We start from the raw sequence: 14,755 nt of genomic DNA on the forward strand, positions 1-14,755 counted from the left end.
CTTCTCCTGATTCAGGCCAACGCTGCGCGGGCGGCAGCGAAAGCGTCTGGGGTATTGAGGTTGGATGTCGACACGCCTTCGGCGCAGCGTTTGTTCAGGCCGGCGAGCACTTTGCCAGGGCCGCATTCGACCAGTTGGGTCGCGCCCTTGGCGGCCAGCGCCTGGACCGACTCGACCCAGCGTACTGGCTTGTAGAGCTGCTCGAGCAGATCGCGCTTGAGGGTTTCCAGATCTGCCGGAACCTCGGCACTGACGTTCTGCACCACCGGAATCTGCGGCGCCTGCCAGTTGATCGCGGCGATCGACTCGGCGAAACGCTCAGCCGCCGGGCGCATCAGCTCGCAGTGGGACGGCACGCTGACCGGCAACGGCATCGCGCGCTTGGCGCCACGAGCCTTGCAGCCTTCGATGGCGCGCTCGACCGCAGCCTTGGCGCCAGCGATCACGACCTGACCCGGGGAGTTGAAGTTGACTGCGCTGACCACTTCGCCTTGTGCCGCTTCGGCACAGGCGGCCAATACGTCAGCATCGTCCAGACCGAGGATGGCAGCCATGCCGCCCTGCCCGGCCGGAACCGCTTCCTGCATCAACTGGCCACGACGCTCGACCAGTTTCACCGCGTCGCCCAGGCTCAGGCTGCCAGCCGCGACCAGCGCGCTGTATTCACCCAGGCTGTGACCGGCAACGTAAGCCGGACGCGCGCCACCTTCAGCCAGCCACAGACGCCACAAGGCAATCGAGGCGGTCAGAATGGCCGGCTGGGTTTTATCGGTTTGATTGAGTTGTTCTTCCGGACCTTGCTGGGTCAGTGCCCACAGGTCGTAACCGAGAGCATCGGATGCTTCTTTGAATGTTTCGAGGACCAGCGGATGTTGCGCGCCCAACTCGGCCAGCATGCCGAGGGACTGCGAACCCTGTCCTGGAAAGACGAATGCGAGGGAAGCAGACATGTAACAAGCCCCTAATGATCTTGTCGTCGGAGAATTGACGTCCCGCTTGGGGGACGCAAGAAACTGACAGTTGGATGGCCAATTGAACTGAGCGGTCACATTTAAGCATTGTCCGACGAAAACGCCTAAAGCAACAAATCCTCCAGACGACCGTGAATCCGTTCCGGCAGGTTTTCCTGGATCTCGATCAAGGCTCGCGAGATGGCGCTCTGGAAACCCTGAACCCCGGCAGAACCGTGACTTTTCACCACAATTCCCTGCAAACCCAGGAAACTTGCGCCGTTATGCCGCGCGGGCGCGAGGTCCGCCTGCAAGCGTTTCATCAACGGCAGCGCCATCGCGCCGACAACTTTTGATGCAAGGTTTTTTTTGAACAAGGCTTCGATGCGCCCCGCGATCATGGTCGCCAACCCTTCGCTGGACTTGAGCAGGATGTTGCCGACAAAGCCGTCACACACCACCACATCCGCCTCGCCCCGGTACAGGCCGTCGCCTTCGATAAAACCGATGTAGTTGATGCCCCGAGCGCTCTGCAGCAGGGTGGCCGCCAGCTTGACCTGCTGATTACCCTTGATGTCCTCGGTGCCGATGTTCAGCAACGCCACACGCGGCCGCACGATACCCAGGGTTTCTGCCGCCACCGAGCCCATCACCGCAAACTGCAACAGGTGCTCGGCGCTGCAATCGACATTGGCGCCCAGATCGAGCAACTGGCAATAGCCCTTCTGCGTCGGGATCGCGGCGACCATGGCTGGCCGATCGATGCCCGGCAAGGTCTTGAGCACAAACCGCGACAACGCCATCAAAGCACCGGTGTTGCCAGCGCTGACGCAAGCCTGAACCTTGCCGTCTCGCAGCAGCTCCAGCGCCACACGCATCGACGAATCGGGCTTGCCGCGCAAGGCCTGTGCGGGTTTCTCGTCCATGGTGATGACTTCGGACGCCGGAGCAATCGACAGGCGCGAGCGATCCACAGCCGATTGGCCAGCGATCAGTTCTTCAAGAAGGGAGGGTTGACCAACGAGGGTCAGGTGCAGCGAGGGCGTAGCAGACAGGCAAGCGAGACTGGCCTGAACAATGCTGCGGGGACCGAAGTCCCCGCCCATTGCGTCAATCGCGATGACTTGAGCGGACAAGTGATTACTCGTCAGCGCCCTTGTCGATCACTTTACGGCCACGGTATACGCCTTCTGGCGATACGTGGTGACGCAGGTGAACTTCACCGGTGGTTTTTTCTACAGACAGGGTGCTAGCCTCGAGAGCGTCGTGCGAACGACGCATGTCACGGGCAGAGCGGGATTTTTTGTTCTGCTGAACAGCCATAATTGATTAACTCCTAAACGTTTGGGTCACGCTTTAACTGCGCCAATACACTGAACGGGTTGGACCGCGTTACCTCGTCCTCGCTCGGTTCGGGCTCATCTGCTCCCGCCGGCTGCTGGCATTCTTCCGGATGATGAGCAGGCACAATGGGCAAGGCGAGCAGAAGCTCCTCCTCGATCAGTGACTGCAGATCCAATGGATCTTCGCCCAGTTCCAGCACGTCATAACCTTTCGGCAACGACTGGGTATTCGCACCCTCCTTCACCACAGCATAACTGCATTCGCTATGGATCGGCAGGGTGACCAGCTCAAGACAACGCTGGCAAACCATTTTGACTTCGGTGTCGATAAAGCTGTGGATTACCACAGACTTACGTTCATCTCGTTCAAAAACGAATTTAGCCTGCACCGTACCGACATTGTCGGAAAGCGGGTCGCAGAGTCTCTTCAAATCGGCCAGCAGCAGTTCACCTTGAAGGGTGGTGCCACGGTCAGCCAATTTGCGCGGGTCAACGTGAGGTGGAATCGGGTCATTCAACATAGGCGCAGCATTATAGGGATGCACCCGGCCATGTCAAAGGAAATTCAGCCCTGTCCGTCACCTGGAAGCCTCGCTAGAATTCGCGCCTGCCTTCTGGAGATACGCATGCTGCCTTTATTACTCGCTTCAAGCTCGGTGTATCGCCGGGAATTGCTGGCCCGCCTGCAGCTGCCATTCACCTGCAGCTCGCCGGATATCGATGAAAGCCATCGCCCGAACGAACCCGCCATCGAACTGGTCAAGCGCCTTGCCAAAGAAAAAGCCCAGGCTCTCGCCGACAGCCATCCCGCTCATCTGATTATCGGTTCCGACCAGGTGGCAGTGCTCGGCGACCGCATTATCGGCAAACCCCACACCTTCGAAAAGGCCCGCGAACAATTGCTGGCTTCAAGTGGCGCCAGTGTGACCTTCCTGACCGGCGTAGCCCTGCTCAACAGCCAGACCGGCCACTGCCAGGTCGACTGCGTACCTTTCACCGTGCACATGCGCACGCTCGATGCTGAACGCATCGAACGCTACCTGCGCGCCGAGCAGCCCTACGACTGCGCAGGCAGCTTCAAGGCCGAAGGTTTGGGGGTGAGCCTGTTTCAAAGCACCGAAGGTCCTGACGCCACCAGCCTGATCGGCCTGCCGCTGATTCGCCTGATCGATATGTTGCTGGCCGAAGGTGTGCAAATCCCCTGACGGCTGCGCCATCGCCGGCAAGCCGGCCCCTACAGGATGTGAGCGCTCAACAAAAAAAACCGGCCACTTGGGCCGGTTTTTTTATGCAACGGGAAGATCAGCGCAGCGACGGGCCGTGAAAACCCATCCACATCGCCAATTGCTCAGCCACGCTGGCGCCCAGCTTCTTGGAGAAGCGATCGAACGGCGACTCCTGAACGGTGAAGTCCACCAATTCTTTCTCGCCAATCACATCACGCGCCACGGAACTGGCATTGCCCAGACCATCGATCAACCCCAGCGGCAGCGCCTGCTCGCCGGACCAGACCAGCCCGGAGAACAGCTCCGGATGCTCCTTGTCCTTGAGGCGATCGCCACGGCCCTGCTTGACGCTGTTGATGAACTGCTGGTGCGTCGTGTCGAGCACGCCCTGCCAGAACTGCGTCTCTTCAGGCTTTTGCGGCTGGAACGGATCAAGAAACGATTTGTGCTCGCCCGACGTATAGGTCCGGCGCTCGACACCGAGCTTCTCCATGGTGCCGACAAAGCCATAACCCGCCGCCGTCACACCAATGGAACCCACCAGGCTCGCCTTGTCGGCATAGATCTGATCCGCCGCACTGGCAATGTAATAGGCACCGGAAGCCCCCAGGTCAGAGATCACCGCGTAAACCTTGGTGTCCGGGTGCAGGCCACGCAAGCGACGGATTTCGTCATAGACATAACCCGACTGCACCGGACTGCCACCCGGACTGTTGATGCGCAGGATCACGCCCTTGACCTTGTCATCCTCGAAGGCGGCACGCAGGCTGCCGACGATGTTGTCAGCGCTGGCAGGCTCCTTGTCGGCGATCATGCCGGTGACGTCGATCAGCGCGGTGTAGTTGGCGCTGCGGGTCGCGGCTTTTTCCATGTCCATCAGCGGCGTGAACAGGGCCAGCGCACCAAACAGATACACAAACGTCAGCAGCTTGAAGAAGATCCCCCAGCGCCGCGAGCGACGTTGCTCCTGCACACTGGCCAGCAGGGTCTTTTCCAGCAGCTTCCAGCTCTTCTCGTCACCGCTCTCTGCACTCGCCTTGGCGGGCGGCGCTTTCCATTCGTCGGTCATGACATCTACCCCAGCAAAAATCTATTAAGCCCGCTGACTCAGCCAGGCGTGCAATTCTGAAAAACGATGGACGGACAACACCGGTTCGAACACCTGCAACGCCTCGATCGCTTGCGCGCCGTAGCTGACCGCCACCGAATCCATGCCGGCATTGCGCGCCATTTGCAGATCGAAGGACGAGTCGCCGACCATCAACGCCTGCTCCGGACGCACATCGCAATGCGCCAGGATCTGCTCGAGCATCAGCGGATGGGGCTTGCTGGCGGTTTCGTCGGCGGCACGGGTGATGTCGAAATAATCTTCCCAGCCATGTGCCTTCAACACCCGATCCAGTCCGCGTCGGGCCTTGCCAGTGGCGACCGCCAATTGATAACCCTCGGCGCGAAATGCCTCCATCGACTCGACAACGCCTTCAAACAACGGCGAAGGCACCGCTTCTGCGGCGATGTAGTGATCGGCGTAATGCTCACGAAAAGCCACCAGCTCGTCGTCACCGATTTCCGGATACAACGTACGAATGGCTTCCGGCAGGCCCAGGCCGATAATGCCTTTGACCGCAAAATCATCGCGCAGCTGAAAGCCGGAACGCTCCGACGCTACGTGCATCGCCTCGACGATCCGACCAATGGAGTCAGCGAGAGTGCCGTCCCAATCGAAAATCAGCAGCTTGTAATCAGAAGGGTGCACTCAGGCGCTCCACAGTCTTGGCCCACATCTCGTCGACAGGCGCCTGCAACTTCAGCTCGCCGCCATCCGGCAGCGGAACGGTCAGCATGTAGGCATGCAAGAACAGGCGCTTGCCGCCCAGGTCGCGGATTTCCTTGCTGAAGCCTTCATCACCGTATTTGGTGTCACCGGCAATGCAATGCCCGGCGTGCAAGGTATGGACGCGAATCTGGTGAGTCCGTCCGGTGATCGGCTTGGCTTCGATCAGGGTGGCAAAGTCACCGAATCGACGCAGGACCTTGAACACGGTCACAGACTCCTTGCCCTCCTCCTCGTCAACCTCGACCATGCGTTCGCCGGAGCGCAGATTGCTCTTGCCCAGCGACGCACGGACCTGCTTGATCGACGTCGCCCAGTTGCCGCGAACCAGCGCCATGTAGCGCTTGTCCACGCCGTCACCGCGCAAGGCCGTGTGCAAGTGACGCAGCATGCTGCGTTTCTTGGCGATCATCAGCAGGCCCGAGGTGTCACGGTCCAGGCGATGAACCAGCTCGAGTTCCTTGCAGTCCGGGCGCAGCTGACGAAAGGCTTCGATTACGCCGTAAGTCAGGCCGCTGCCGCCGTGAACCGCAATGCCGCAAGGCTTGTTGATCACAAGCAGCGCCTTGTCTTCGAAGACAATCGAGGCTTCAAGCCGTTGCAGCAGGCCTTGGGCCAGCGGCACCGGCTCGTCGCGCTCAGGCACGCGAACGGGCGGCACGCGCACGATATCGCCCGCCTGCAGCTTGTATTCGGGCTTGATCCGACCTTTGTTCACCCGCACTTCGCCCTTGCGCAAAATGCGGTAAATCAAGGTCTTGGGCACGCCTTTGAGCCGGGCGAGAAGGAAGTTATCAATACGTTGGCCGGCATATTCCGGCGAGACCTCAAGCAGTTGTACGCCTGGGGTCGAGGGGGCAGTAGTCGTCATGGCGCGGATGATATCAATTTTTTATGGAATTGAAGCACTTAATCATTACTGCTATAGTCGCGAACGCCGCCAAAAGCGGCCTGGACAGCGGACCAACGGTCAAAAACCGGCCCTGACCAATGCAATTCACCAGGACGCGAGGCCGTCCTACGGAGCTTTCGCTACGTAACGGTGGAGTTTGCAGCTGTAACGAGCGCAGGTGACATGAGGCCTGAATCACGCCGCAAAGCAGAGTTTTCACTCGCCACGCGAGCTCATATTCACGGCCAGTTCACAAAGTGCAGTCAGCTGCGAATGACCCCGAGCGAAGGCTTCGGAAACAACGCCTAAATTAGCCATGATGCGTGACCTCCCCTTTCGGAGCTCACGGTAAATGCCAACCCGCTGCGGATTCTGCGCGCGGCAGCACCCGAATTATCAGGGATACGTGTAGGGTGGAGATGCACAACCGCTGGACTGTGTAGCAATAGGCTTTATCAAGACGCTTCATCTCGTCCACAGCCGCCGGTTGATTCCTCCTCCTGACTGAGTGCTTAAGTAGCCACAGCAAGCAGGACGCGTACGTCGCGACAAAGGCCCACATTGGCCGGACATCGCTGGACACGGGAATGGCCAACCACTCCCGACGCACCTGACACCGACCGTGAGAAGTCGTGTGTGCCGAACGCCGTTTCCGGCAGCCCGGAAACCGACGGTACTACATGAAAAGAATGCTGATTAACGCAACTCAACCCGAAGAGTTGCGTGTTGCACTGGTAGATGGCCAACGCCTCTACGACCTGGACATCGAATCCGGTGCACGCGAGCAGAAGAAGGCCAACATCTATAAAGGCCGGATTACTCGCATCGAACCAAGCCTTGAGGCTGCCTTTGTCGATTTCGGCTCCGAGCGCCACGGCTTCCTGCCCCTCAAAGAAATCTCCCGCGAATACTTCAAGAAAGCCCCTGAAGGCCGCGTCAACATCAAGGACGTCCTGAGCGAAGGCCAGGAAGTCATCGTTCAGGTCGAAAAAGAAGAACGTGGCAACAAGGGCGCAGCCCTGACCACCTTCATCAGCCTGGCCGGTCGTTACCTGGTGCTGATGCCGAACAACCCGCGTGCCGGCGGTATCTCCCGTCGCATCGAAGGTGAAGAGCGCAACGAACTGCGTGAAGCCCTGAACGGCCTGGTTGCACCGGCTGACATGGGCCTGATCGTTCGCACTGCCGGCCTGGGCCGCAGCAGCGAAGAAATGCAGTGGGACCTCGACTACCTGCTGCAACTCTGGACCGCCATCAAAGAAGCGTCGCTGGATCGCTCCGCGCCTTTCCTGATCTACCAGGAAAGCAACGTGATCATCCGCGCCATCCGCGATTACCTGCGCCAGGACATCGGCGAAGTGCTGATCGACAGCGTTGAAGCCCAGGACGAAGCCCTGACCTTCATCCGCCAGGTGATGCCGCAGTACGCCAGCAAGATCAAGCTGTACGAAGACAGCGTTCCGCTGTTCAACCGTTTCCAGATCGAAAGCCAGATCGAAACCGCTTTCCAGCGCGTTGTCGAACTGCCTTCCGGCGGCTCCATTGTCATCGATCCGACCGAAGCCCTGGTGTCCATCGACATCAACTCGGCGCGCGCCACCAAAGGCAGCGACATCGAAGAAACCGCCCTGCAGACCAACCTTGAAGCCGCCGAAGAAATCGCCCGTCAGTTGCGCCTGCGCGACATCGGCGGCCTGATCGTCATCGACTTCATCGACATGACCCCTGCCAAGAACCAGCGCGCCGTGGAAGAGAAAGTCCGCGAATGCCTGGAAGCCGACCGCGCTCGCGTGCAAGTCGGTCGCATCTCGCGCTTCGGCCTGCTGGAAATGTCCCGTCAGCGCTTGCGTCCGTCCCTGGGCGAAAGCAGCGGCATCGTCTGCCCGCGTTGCAACGGCACCGGTATCATCCGTGACGTTGAATCGCTGTCCCTGGCGATCCTGCGCCTGATCGAAGAAGAAGCCCTGAAAGACCGCACCGCCGAAGTCCGCGCTCAAGTGCCGATTCCGGTTGCAGCCTTCCTGCTCAACGAAAAACGCAACTCGATCACCAAGATCGAACTGCGCACCCGTGCCCGCATCGTCATTCTGCCGAACGATCACCTCGAAACGCCGCACTTCGAAGTTCAGCGTCTGCGCGATGACAGCCCGGAAGCCAGCATCAACCAGTCCAGCTACGAAATCGCTGCTGCCGCTGCCGAAGTCGAAGAAGTCCAGCCAGCCGCTGCGACCCGCACCCTGGTTCGCCAGGAAGCCGCGGTCAAGACGGCTCCGGCTCGCGCCAACGCTCCGGTCCCGACCGAAGTCGTCGCCGCACCGGTTGCTGCGCCGGCCGCCGCGCCAGAGCCAAGCCTGTTCAAAGGCCTGGTGAAGTCGCTGGTCAGCCTGTTCGCTACCAAAGAAGAGCCTGCTGCTCCGGTTGTGGTTGAAAAACCAGCGACCACCGAGCGTCCGGCCCGCAACGAAGAGCGTCGCAACGGTCGTCAGCAGAGCCGCAACCGTAACGGTCGCCGCGATGAAGAACGCAAGCCTCGCGAAGAACGTGCACCGCGTGAAGAACGCGCACCACGTGAGCCACGTGAAGCCCGCGAAGAAACCCCGGCCGTTGCTCGCGAAGAGCGTGCACCACGTGAAGAACGCGCACCACGCGCCCCTCGCGAAGAACGTGCACCGCGCGCACCTCGTGAAGATCGCAAGCCACGTGGCGAGCGTGAAGAGCGGGTTCGTGAACTGCGTGAACCACTCGACGCCGCTGCTCCGGCTGCCGCCGCCGCTGCCGCTACTGCTGAAGAGCGTCCAGCTCGTCAGCCACGTGAAGAACGTGCACCGCGCCCACCGCGTGAAGAACGTCAACCACGTGCCGAGCAAGCCGCTGCCGCGGTTGCCGAAGAAGAGCTGACCGGCAACGAAGAACAACTGCAGGAAGACGGTCAGGAAGGCGCCGAAGGCGATCGTCCACGCCGCCGCTCCCGTGGCCAGCGTCGTCGCAGCAACCGTCGCGAGCGTCAACGCGATGCCAACGGCAACGTGATCGAAGGTTCGGAAGAATCCGAGTCCGCCGAAGGTAACGAAGGCGCCGAAGGCCGTGAAGCACCAAGTGCTGCCGATCTGGCTGCCGGTCTCGCTGTTACCGCAGCCGTTGCCAGCACCGTGATCAGCGCTCCGGCCGAAGCACAAGCCAACGAGCAAGCCGAACGCGCCACCGCCGCCACACTGGAAACCGCTCCAGTTGAAGCGCCGGTTGTTGAAGCGACCACGCCGGTAGAAGCCACTGCGGCTCCGGAAGTCGAAGTGGCTCCGGTTCGCGAAGCACAGCCTGAAGTCGAAGCTGCCGCCGAGCCTGCCGTCGTTGCTGAAACCCCTGCCGTGGTTGCAGAGCCGGTTGTTGAAACCGTCGCTGAAACCGTGACCGAAACCGTTCGTGAAGTTCGCGAAGAGCAGACAACCTTCAACTGGGTTGCCGAGCCGGCTGCCGTCGAAGCTCCAGCGCCAGTTGCTGAAGTCGCGGCTGAGCCTGTGGTTGTGGCTGCCGAACCTGAGCCTGCTCCGGTCGTTGAAGCCCCTGTTGTTGCCGAATTGGCTGCTCCAGTGGTTGAAGCTGCCCCGGCCAGTGCCCTGACGCCAAGTGGCCGCGCGCCGAACGACCCGCGTGAAGTGCGTCGTCGCAAGCGTGAAGAAGAGCGCCTGCAGAAGGAAGCCGAACTGGCTGCCGCTGCTGCTCCGGCTGCTGAAGTGGCTCCGGTTGTTGCTGAAGTCGTCGAGGCTGCTCCTGCCCCGGCTGCCGAAGTGGTTGCCGAACCGGCTGAGTCCGTGATCCACGAAGCCCCGCGCTCCGTTCAGGAAGCGGTAGAGCAACACGAACAAGCCCTGGAAAAAGAACACGAGCCTAAACCGCTCGTCTGATTCCAACGGCTATTAAAAAGCCCCGCCTGGTGATTCCAGGCGGGGCTTTTTTATGTCTCCGAATATATCGCCCCCCCCTGTGGGAGCGAGTCTGCTCGCGATGGCGCAGGCTGATCCACCGCCATCGCGAGCAGGCTCGCTCCTACATGGGATTTATGCAGGTTTGAAGATCAGTGACTCAGGCACATCCACATCCCACAACACCCCGGCATCCTCCACCGCCACCTCGACCACCTTCGCCGACGCAAACAACGGCTTGGCCCCGCGGTCACCCGACAACGCCATCAGTCCCGGTCCAAACGCGCTCCCGAAACCCACCGGATGCCCATACTCGCCATTCAGCACCGGAACACTGATCCCGTCCCCGGACATACCTGCCAGCACCTGCTCAACCGTCGACGGCAGAATGAACGGCATATCCCCCAACACAATCAGCCAACCCGCGAGCTGCGGACACGCCGCCACCCCGGCCGCAATGCTGTCGCCCATGCCGGTCGATTCGATCAGCACGCACTCGAACCCATACGCCTGAGCCATACGAACCACCTGCGGGCGATCCTCCGTCGTCACCAGCACCCGTTTCGCCAGCGTGGCCGGCAGACTCACCAGCACCTGCTCGATCACCGAACGAACGGCGCCATCGCGTCCGGTACAGTCCGCGAGCAACTTGTCCTTATCCTCACCCGCCACCTGCCGAAACCGGCTGCCCTGCCCCGCCGCCAGCACAATGACGCCAATGGCCTCGTTCATACGCTCTCCTGCAACGGCTTCTTCTGTTTCAGCTCGACGCCGTTCTTGGTCGCCACGATTTCAGCCATCAGTGACAAAGCGATTTCAGCCGGGGAATGGCTGCCGATGTGCAGACCGATCGGACCATGCAAGCGCTCGATGGCTTCCTGTGACAAGCCTAGCTGAGCGAGGTTTTCCCGGCGTTTCAGGCTATTGACCCGCGAGCCCAATGCACCGACGTAGAACGCCCGGGAGTCGAGGGCCGTGAGCAGCGCCATGTCGTCCAGGCGCGGATCGTGGGTCAGTGCGACGATGGCCGTGCGTTCGTCGGTTTGAATGTTCAGCACGGCTTCGTCCGGCATGCCGGAGACAAAGCGGCCATGCTGTTCTTCCCAGCCGTAGACAAACTCGGTGCGCGGATCGCAGATCAGCACTTCGAAATCCAGCAATCGCGCCATCTCGGCGACATACCGGGACAGTTGCCCCGCACCAATCAACAGCAATCGCCAGCGCGGACCGTAAATCGCCCGCAAGGCGTTGCCGTCAAAACTCAGCACATCGCTTTTGGTCGCGGGTTGCAACGTCACTTCACCGCTTGCGACATCCAGCACCCGCGCCGAGATTTCATGGGCCTCGCACCGCGCCAGCAACTCGGCGACCCAGGCCGGATCGCCGATACGCTCCTCGGTCAGCCGCAAAGTGCCGCCGCACGGCAAACCGAAGCGTGCGGCCTCCTCGCGGGTCACGCCGTAGGTGATCAGTTGCACCGGCGGCCCGTCAGCCGGGATACGGCCATCGTGCAGCCGGGCAATCAGGTCATCCTCGACACAACCGCCGGACACCGAGCCGATCACCACCCCGTCTTCGCGCAAGGCCAGCATGGCGCCAGGCGCCCGGGGCGCGGTGCCCCAGGTCTGGACCACGCTGTACAACACCACCCGCTGACCGGCGCGGCGCCATTCCAGCACGCTGCGCAAGACGTTCAGATCGACGCTGTCCATCAGGCCTCAGCCTTCTGCCAACCCTGCAATTGATAGCGGACCGGCAGGTTGCGGATGCGTTTGCCGGTGGCGGCGAAGATCGCATTGCACAGCGCCGGCGCAATCGGCGGCACGCCAGGTTCTCCGACGCCACCCAACGGCACGACGCCCGGTGGCGTAACCAGGTGCACGGCGACTTCCTTCGGCGCCAGGGACATGCGCGCCACTTCATACATGTGGAAGTTGTCCTGCTGGACCTTGCCGTCCTTGAAGCTGATTTCCCCCAGCACCGCGTTGCCCAGGCCCATCACGCAGGCGCCTTCGAATTGCGAGCGGATCCGCTCCGGGTTGATCTGCGGGCCGCAATCCACGGCAATGTCAGCCTTGTGCACGATCAACGTGCCATCATCCTTGACCTCGACTTCGATCACCGCCGCCACGTACGTGACGAAGCTGTAATGCACCGCCAGTCCCAATCCGCGGCCCTTCGGCAATTCTCGTCCCCAACCGGCGGCTTTGGCGGCAGTTTCCAGTACGGTGCGCATCCGCCCGATGTCGATCGGATAACGCTCGGGCGACTCGCCGTAGTTCCACTCTTCGCTCAAGGTGCGCGGATCAATCTGACGATCCGGGCCGAGCAACTTGATCTGGTACTTGAGCGGGTCTTCACCGGCCTTGTGCGCCAGCTCGTCGACAAAGCTCTGGATCGCAAAGCCGTGAGGGATGTTCGACACCGAGCGATACCAGCCGACCCGCGTGTGGATCGCCGCTTCCGGGTTTTCCAGGCGCACGTTGGGAATCGCATACGCCATGTTGGTGAAACCCATGCCCAGCTCGAAGGCCGCTTCGTGGTTCATGCCCGGCGCGAACAGCGCGGTGATGCTCGGCGCCACGGTCCGGTGCAGCCAGCCGGAGGGCAAGCCGTCCTTGTTCAGGCTGGCCTTGAGGTATTCGGCGGATACGGTGTGGAAATAGGAACAATGGATGTCGTCTTCGCGGGTCCATTGCACCCGCACGGCTTTGCCGGGGAATTCCTTGGCGAGGATCGCCGCTTCGATGATGAAATCCGGCTTGGACTTACGGCCGAAACCGCCACCGAGCAAGGTGACATGAAAGGTCACGTTATCGAACGGAATGCCCAGGCGTTCGCCGAGCCGTTCACGGGTGACTTGCGGCGCCTGGCTAGGCCCCCAGGCTTCGCACACGCCGTCCTTGAAGCGCGCGATGGCGACCATCGGTTCCATCGGCGCCTGCGCCAGGTGCGGCAAATAGTAGGACGCTTCGAGGGTGCTGTTGGCGCTGCCCATGGCCTGGTCGATGTTGCCGGTATTGCGCACCACTTTGCCGGGCTTGAGCGACGCGGCTTCCAGTTCCTTGCGATAGGCGATCGAGTCATAGCTGGCGTTGGGGCCATCGTCCCACTCGATTTTCAGTGCATCGCGGCCCTTGATGGCCGCCCAGGTATTGCTGGCCACCACGGCCACGCCGCCCAGCGGCTGGAATTCCGAAGGCAGCGGACGACCTTCGATCTGGATGACCTTGATCACGCCCGGCACTTTCAGCGCGGCGCTGTCATCCAGGGATTTAACCTTGCCGCCGTACACCGCCGGACGGGCGATGGTGGCGTAGAGCATGCCGTCGAAATGCACGTCGGCGCCGTAGATCGCGCGGCCGTTGACGATGTCCGCGCCGTCGATGGCCTTGGTGCCTTCCTTGCCGATGTAACGGAATTCCGCAGGTTCCTTGAGCCGCACGCTGTCGCGGGCCGGCACCGCCAATGCACCCGCAGCCGCGGCGAGGGCACCGTAGCCCAGTTCGCGGCCGGTGGGTTTATGGATGACTTTGTGCAACTGCGCACGGCATTCGCCGAGCGGGACTTTCCATTGATCGGCGGCGGCCTGCTCCAACATGGTCCGCGCGGCAGCGCCGCAACGGCGCATCGGTTCGAACCAGTGACGCATGCTGCGCGAGCCGTCGGTGTCCTGGTTGCCGAAACGCACTTCGTCTCCCGGCGCCTGTTGCACTTTCACCAGCGCCCAGTCGGCGTCCAGTTCGTCGGCCACCACCATCGTCAGGCTGGTACGTACGCCCTGGCCCATCTCCGAACGGTTGCAGATCACCGTCACCGTGCCATCAGCGGCGATGCTGACGTACACCTTCGGATCATCGATCCAGCCGTGAGGCATGCCGTCGGCGCCGAATTTCTTCTCTTTCTCGGCAGCGAACGCATCCTGCCACCCCCAACTCGCCGCGATCACCAGCGCACTGGTGGCGCCGACGCCCTTGAGGAAACCCCGACGGCTGAGGTTACTGAGGTTGCTCAGGGCGAAATCATTCGGTAACTGGCTCATGCCTTGGCTTCCTTCAGGTGAGTGGATGCCTGGCGGATGGCGGTCTTGATGCGGTTGTAAGTGCCGCAACGGCAGATATTGCCGACCATCGCCTCTTCGATCTGTTCGTCGCTCGGGTTGGGATTGGTCTTGAGCAGCGCCGTCGCCGACATGATCTGCCCGCCCTGACAGAAACCGCACTGGGCCACGGCGGTATCGAGCCAGGCCTGCTGGACGATTTGCCCGACCGGATCGGCGTGCAGATTGTCGATGGTGGTGACGTTCTGGCCGATCACCGAACCGATCGGCGTGATGCAACTGCGCGCCGGGGAGCCTTCGATATGAATGGTGCACGCGCCACACAGGCCCATGCCGCAGCCGAATTTGGTGCCGTTGTAGCCCGCCACGTCGCGGATTGCCCAGAGCAGCGGCATGTCCTCGGTGACGTCGAGTTGATGGTCTTGACCATTGAGCTTCAGGGTAATCATGGGCACGCCCGCATATTTGTATGGTTATGGGGTCGAGCAATCTGCCGCCGGGGGATGGCGGTTGGCATCACGCAGATCGGC

General features: G+C 61.4%; 13 protein-coding genes. 2 read left to right on the forward strand and 11 right to left on the reverse strand.

What is annotated here, in order from left to right; all coding sequences use genetic code 11:
* Positions 1 to 11: 11 nt before the first annotated feature.
* The 4 genes from fabD to ACF6ZU_RS04730 form a co-directional block, all read right to left on the reverse strand.
* Positions 12 to 950, reverse strand: coding sequence for an ACP S-malonyltransferase (gene fabD / locus ACF6ZU_RS04715; protein WP_392890742.1), 939 nt, complete (start codon positions 948 to 950; stop codon positions 12 to 14).
* Positions 951 to 1,075: 125 nt separating this feature from the next.
* Positions 1,076 to 2,086, reverse strand: a complete 1,011-nt coding sequence (plsX, locus tag ACF6ZU_RS04720; RefSeq protein WP_392890743.1) for a phosphate acyltransferase PlsX — start codon at positions 2,084 to 2,086, stop codon at positions 1,076 to 1,078.
* A gap of 4 nt (positions 2,087 to 2,090) precedes the next feature.
* On the reverse strand, positions 2,091 to 2,273 hold the full coding sequence (gene rpmF / locus ACF6ZU_RS04725; RefSeq protein ID WP_003179396.1) for a 50S ribosomal protein L32: 183 nt from the start codon (positions 2,271 to 2,273) through the stop codon (positions 2,091 to 2,093).
* A 13-nt stretch (positions 2,274 to 2,286) separates the two neighbouring features.
* Positions 2,287 to 2,814: a YceD family protein gene (locus ACF6ZU_RS04730; RefSeq protein ID WP_014339505.1), complete on the reverse strand. Its 528-nt coding sequence runs from the start codon at positions 2,812 to 2,814 to the stop codon at positions 2,287 to 2,289.
* 105 nt (positions 2,815 to 2,919) lie between these two features.
* Between ACF6ZU_RS04730 and ACF6ZU_RS04735 the strand changes: the two genes are divergently transcribed.
* The gene (locus tag ACF6ZU_RS04735; RefSeq protein WP_392890744.1) at positions 2,920 to 3,498 is read left to right on the forward strand and encodes a Maf family protein; all 579 of its coding nucleotides are present in this window, start codon (positions 2,920 to 2,922) and stop codon (positions 3,496 to 3,498) included.
* Between the two features lie 97 nt (positions 3,499 to 3,595).
* Here the strand turns inward: ACF6ZU_RS04735 and sppA are convergent, their stop codons facing one another.
* Genes sppA through rluC form a run of 3 tightly spaced genes read right to left on the reverse strand, consistent with a single transcriptional unit; the run spans position 3,596 to position 6,224 of the window.
* The gene (gene sppA, locus ACF6ZU_RS04740; protein WP_392890745.1) at positions 3,596 to 4,588 is read right to left on the reverse strand and encodes a signal peptide peptidase SppA; all 993 of its coding nucleotides are present in this window, start codon (positions 4,586 to 4,588) and stop codon (positions 3,596 to 3,598) included.
* A 24-nt stretch (positions 4,589 to 4,612) separates the two neighbouring features.
* Entirely contained in the window at positions 4,613 to 5,275 is a 663-nt protein-coding gene (locus ACF6ZU_RS04745) for an HAD-IA family hydrolase (protein WP_392890746.1), read from the reverse strand.
* Entirely contained in the window at positions 5,262 to 6,224 is a 963-nt protein-coding gene (gene rluC / locus ACF6ZU_RS04750) for a 23S rRNA pseudouridine(955/2504/2580) synthase RluC (RefSeq protein WP_392890747.1), read from the reverse strand. Before rluC ends, ACF6ZU_RS04745 begins: the two co-directional genes overlap by 14 nt.
* A gap of 701 nt (positions 6,225 to 6,925) precedes the next feature.
* Between rluC and rne the strand changes: the two genes are divergently transcribed.
* Positions 6,926 to 10,147, forward strand: coding sequence for a ribonuclease E (gene rne, locus ACF6ZU_RS04755; protein ID WP_392890748.1), 3,222 nt, complete (start codon positions 6,926 to 6,928; stop codon positions 10,145 to 10,147).
* 153 nt (positions 10,148 to 10,300) lie between these two features.
* On the opposite strand, the gene ACF6ZU_RS04760 is transcribed toward rne, so the two are convergent.
* Genes ACF6ZU_RS04760 through ACF6ZU_RS04775 form a run of 4 tightly spaced genes read right to left on the reverse strand, consistent with a single transcriptional unit; the run spans position 10,301 to position 14,674 of the window.
* The gene (locus tag ACF6ZU_RS04760) at positions 10,301 to 10,897 is read right to left on the reverse strand and encodes a nucleotidyltransferase family protein (protein WP_392890749.1); all 597 of its coding nucleotides are present in this window, start codon (positions 10,895 to 10,897) and stop codon (positions 10,301 to 10,303) included.
* The gene (locus ACF6ZU_RS04765) at positions 10,894 to 11,877 is read right to left on the reverse strand and encodes an XdhC family protein (RefSeq protein WP_392890750.1); all 984 of its coding nucleotides are present in this window, start codon (positions 11,875 to 11,877) and stop codon (positions 10,894 to 10,896) included. The genes ACF6ZU_RS04760 and ACF6ZU_RS04765 overlap by 4 nt, the downstream gene beginning before the upstream one ends.
* Complete coding sequence (locus tag ACF6ZU_RS04770; RefSeq protein WP_392890751.1) at positions 11,877 to 14,207, reverse strand: molybdopterin cofactor-binding domain-containing protein; 2,331 nt, start codon at positions 14,205 to 14,207, stop codon at positions 11,877 to 11,879. The genes ACF6ZU_RS04765 and ACF6ZU_RS04770 overlap by 1 nt, the downstream gene beginning before the upstream one ends.
* The gene (locus ACF6ZU_RS04775) at positions 14,204 to 14,674 is read right to left on the reverse strand and encodes a (2Fe-2S)-binding protein (protein WP_392890752.1); all 471 of its coding nucleotides are present in this window, start codon (positions 14,672 to 14,674) and stop codon (positions 14,204 to 14,206) included. Before ACF6ZU_RS04775 ends, ACF6ZU_RS04770 begins: the two co-directional genes overlap by 4 nt.
* Between the last annotated feature and the right edge of the window lie 81 nt (positions 14,675 to 14,755).

It is taken from the genome of Pseudomonas migulae, assembly GCF_043225285.1.
Classification (GTDB): Bacteria; Pseudomonadota; Gammaproteobacteria; order Pseudomonadales; family Pseudomonadaceae; genus Aquipseudomonas; species Aquipseudomonas migulae_C.

Bases quoted from the DNA above. Each gene is read 5' to 3' on its own strand.
- fabD (WP_392890742.1), bottom strand. From the start codon at position 950: ATGTCTGCTTCCCTCGCATTCGTCTTTCCAGGACAGGGTTCGCAGTCC.
- ACF6ZU_RS04735 (WP_392890744.1), top strand. From the start codon at position 2,920: ATGCTGCCTTTATTACTCGCTTCAAGCTCGGTGTATCGCCGGGAATTG.
- rne (WP_392890748.1), top strand. From the start codon at position 6,926: ATGAAAAGAATGCTGATTAACGCAACTCAACCCGAAGAGTTGCGTGTT.
- ACF6ZU_RS04730 (WP_014339505.1), bottom strand. From the start codon at position 2,814: ATGTTGAATGACCCGATTCCACCTCACGTTGACCCGCGCAAATTGGCT.
- rpmF (WP_003179396.1), bottom strand. From the start codon at position 2,273: ATGGCTGTTCAGCAGAACAAAAAATCCCGCTCTGCCCGTGACATGCGT.
- sppA (WP_392890745.1), bottom strand. From the start codon at position 4,588: ATGACCGACGAATGGAAAGCGCCGCCCGCCAAGGCGAGTGCAGAGAGC.
- rluC (WP_392890747.1), bottom strand. From the start codon at position 6,224: ATGACGACTACTGCCCCCTCGACCCCAGGCGTACAACTGCTTGAGGTC.
- ACF6ZU_RS04765 (WP_392890750.1), bottom strand. From the start codon at position 11,877: ATGGACAGCGTCGATCTGAACGTCTTGCGCAGCGTGCTGGAATGGCGC.
- ACF6ZU_RS04775 (WP_392890752.1), bottom strand. From the start codon at position 14,674: ATGATTACCCTGAAGCTCAATGGTCAAGACCATCAACTCGACGTCACC.
- ACF6ZU_RS04770 (WP_392890751.1), bottom strand. From the start codon at position 14,207: ATGAGCCAGTTACCGAATGATTTCGCCCTGAGCAACCTCAGTAACCTC.
- ACF6ZU_RS04760 (WP_392890749.1), bottom strand. From the start codon at position 10,897: ATGAACGAGGCCATTGGCGTCATTGTGCTGGCGGCGGGGCAGGGCAGC.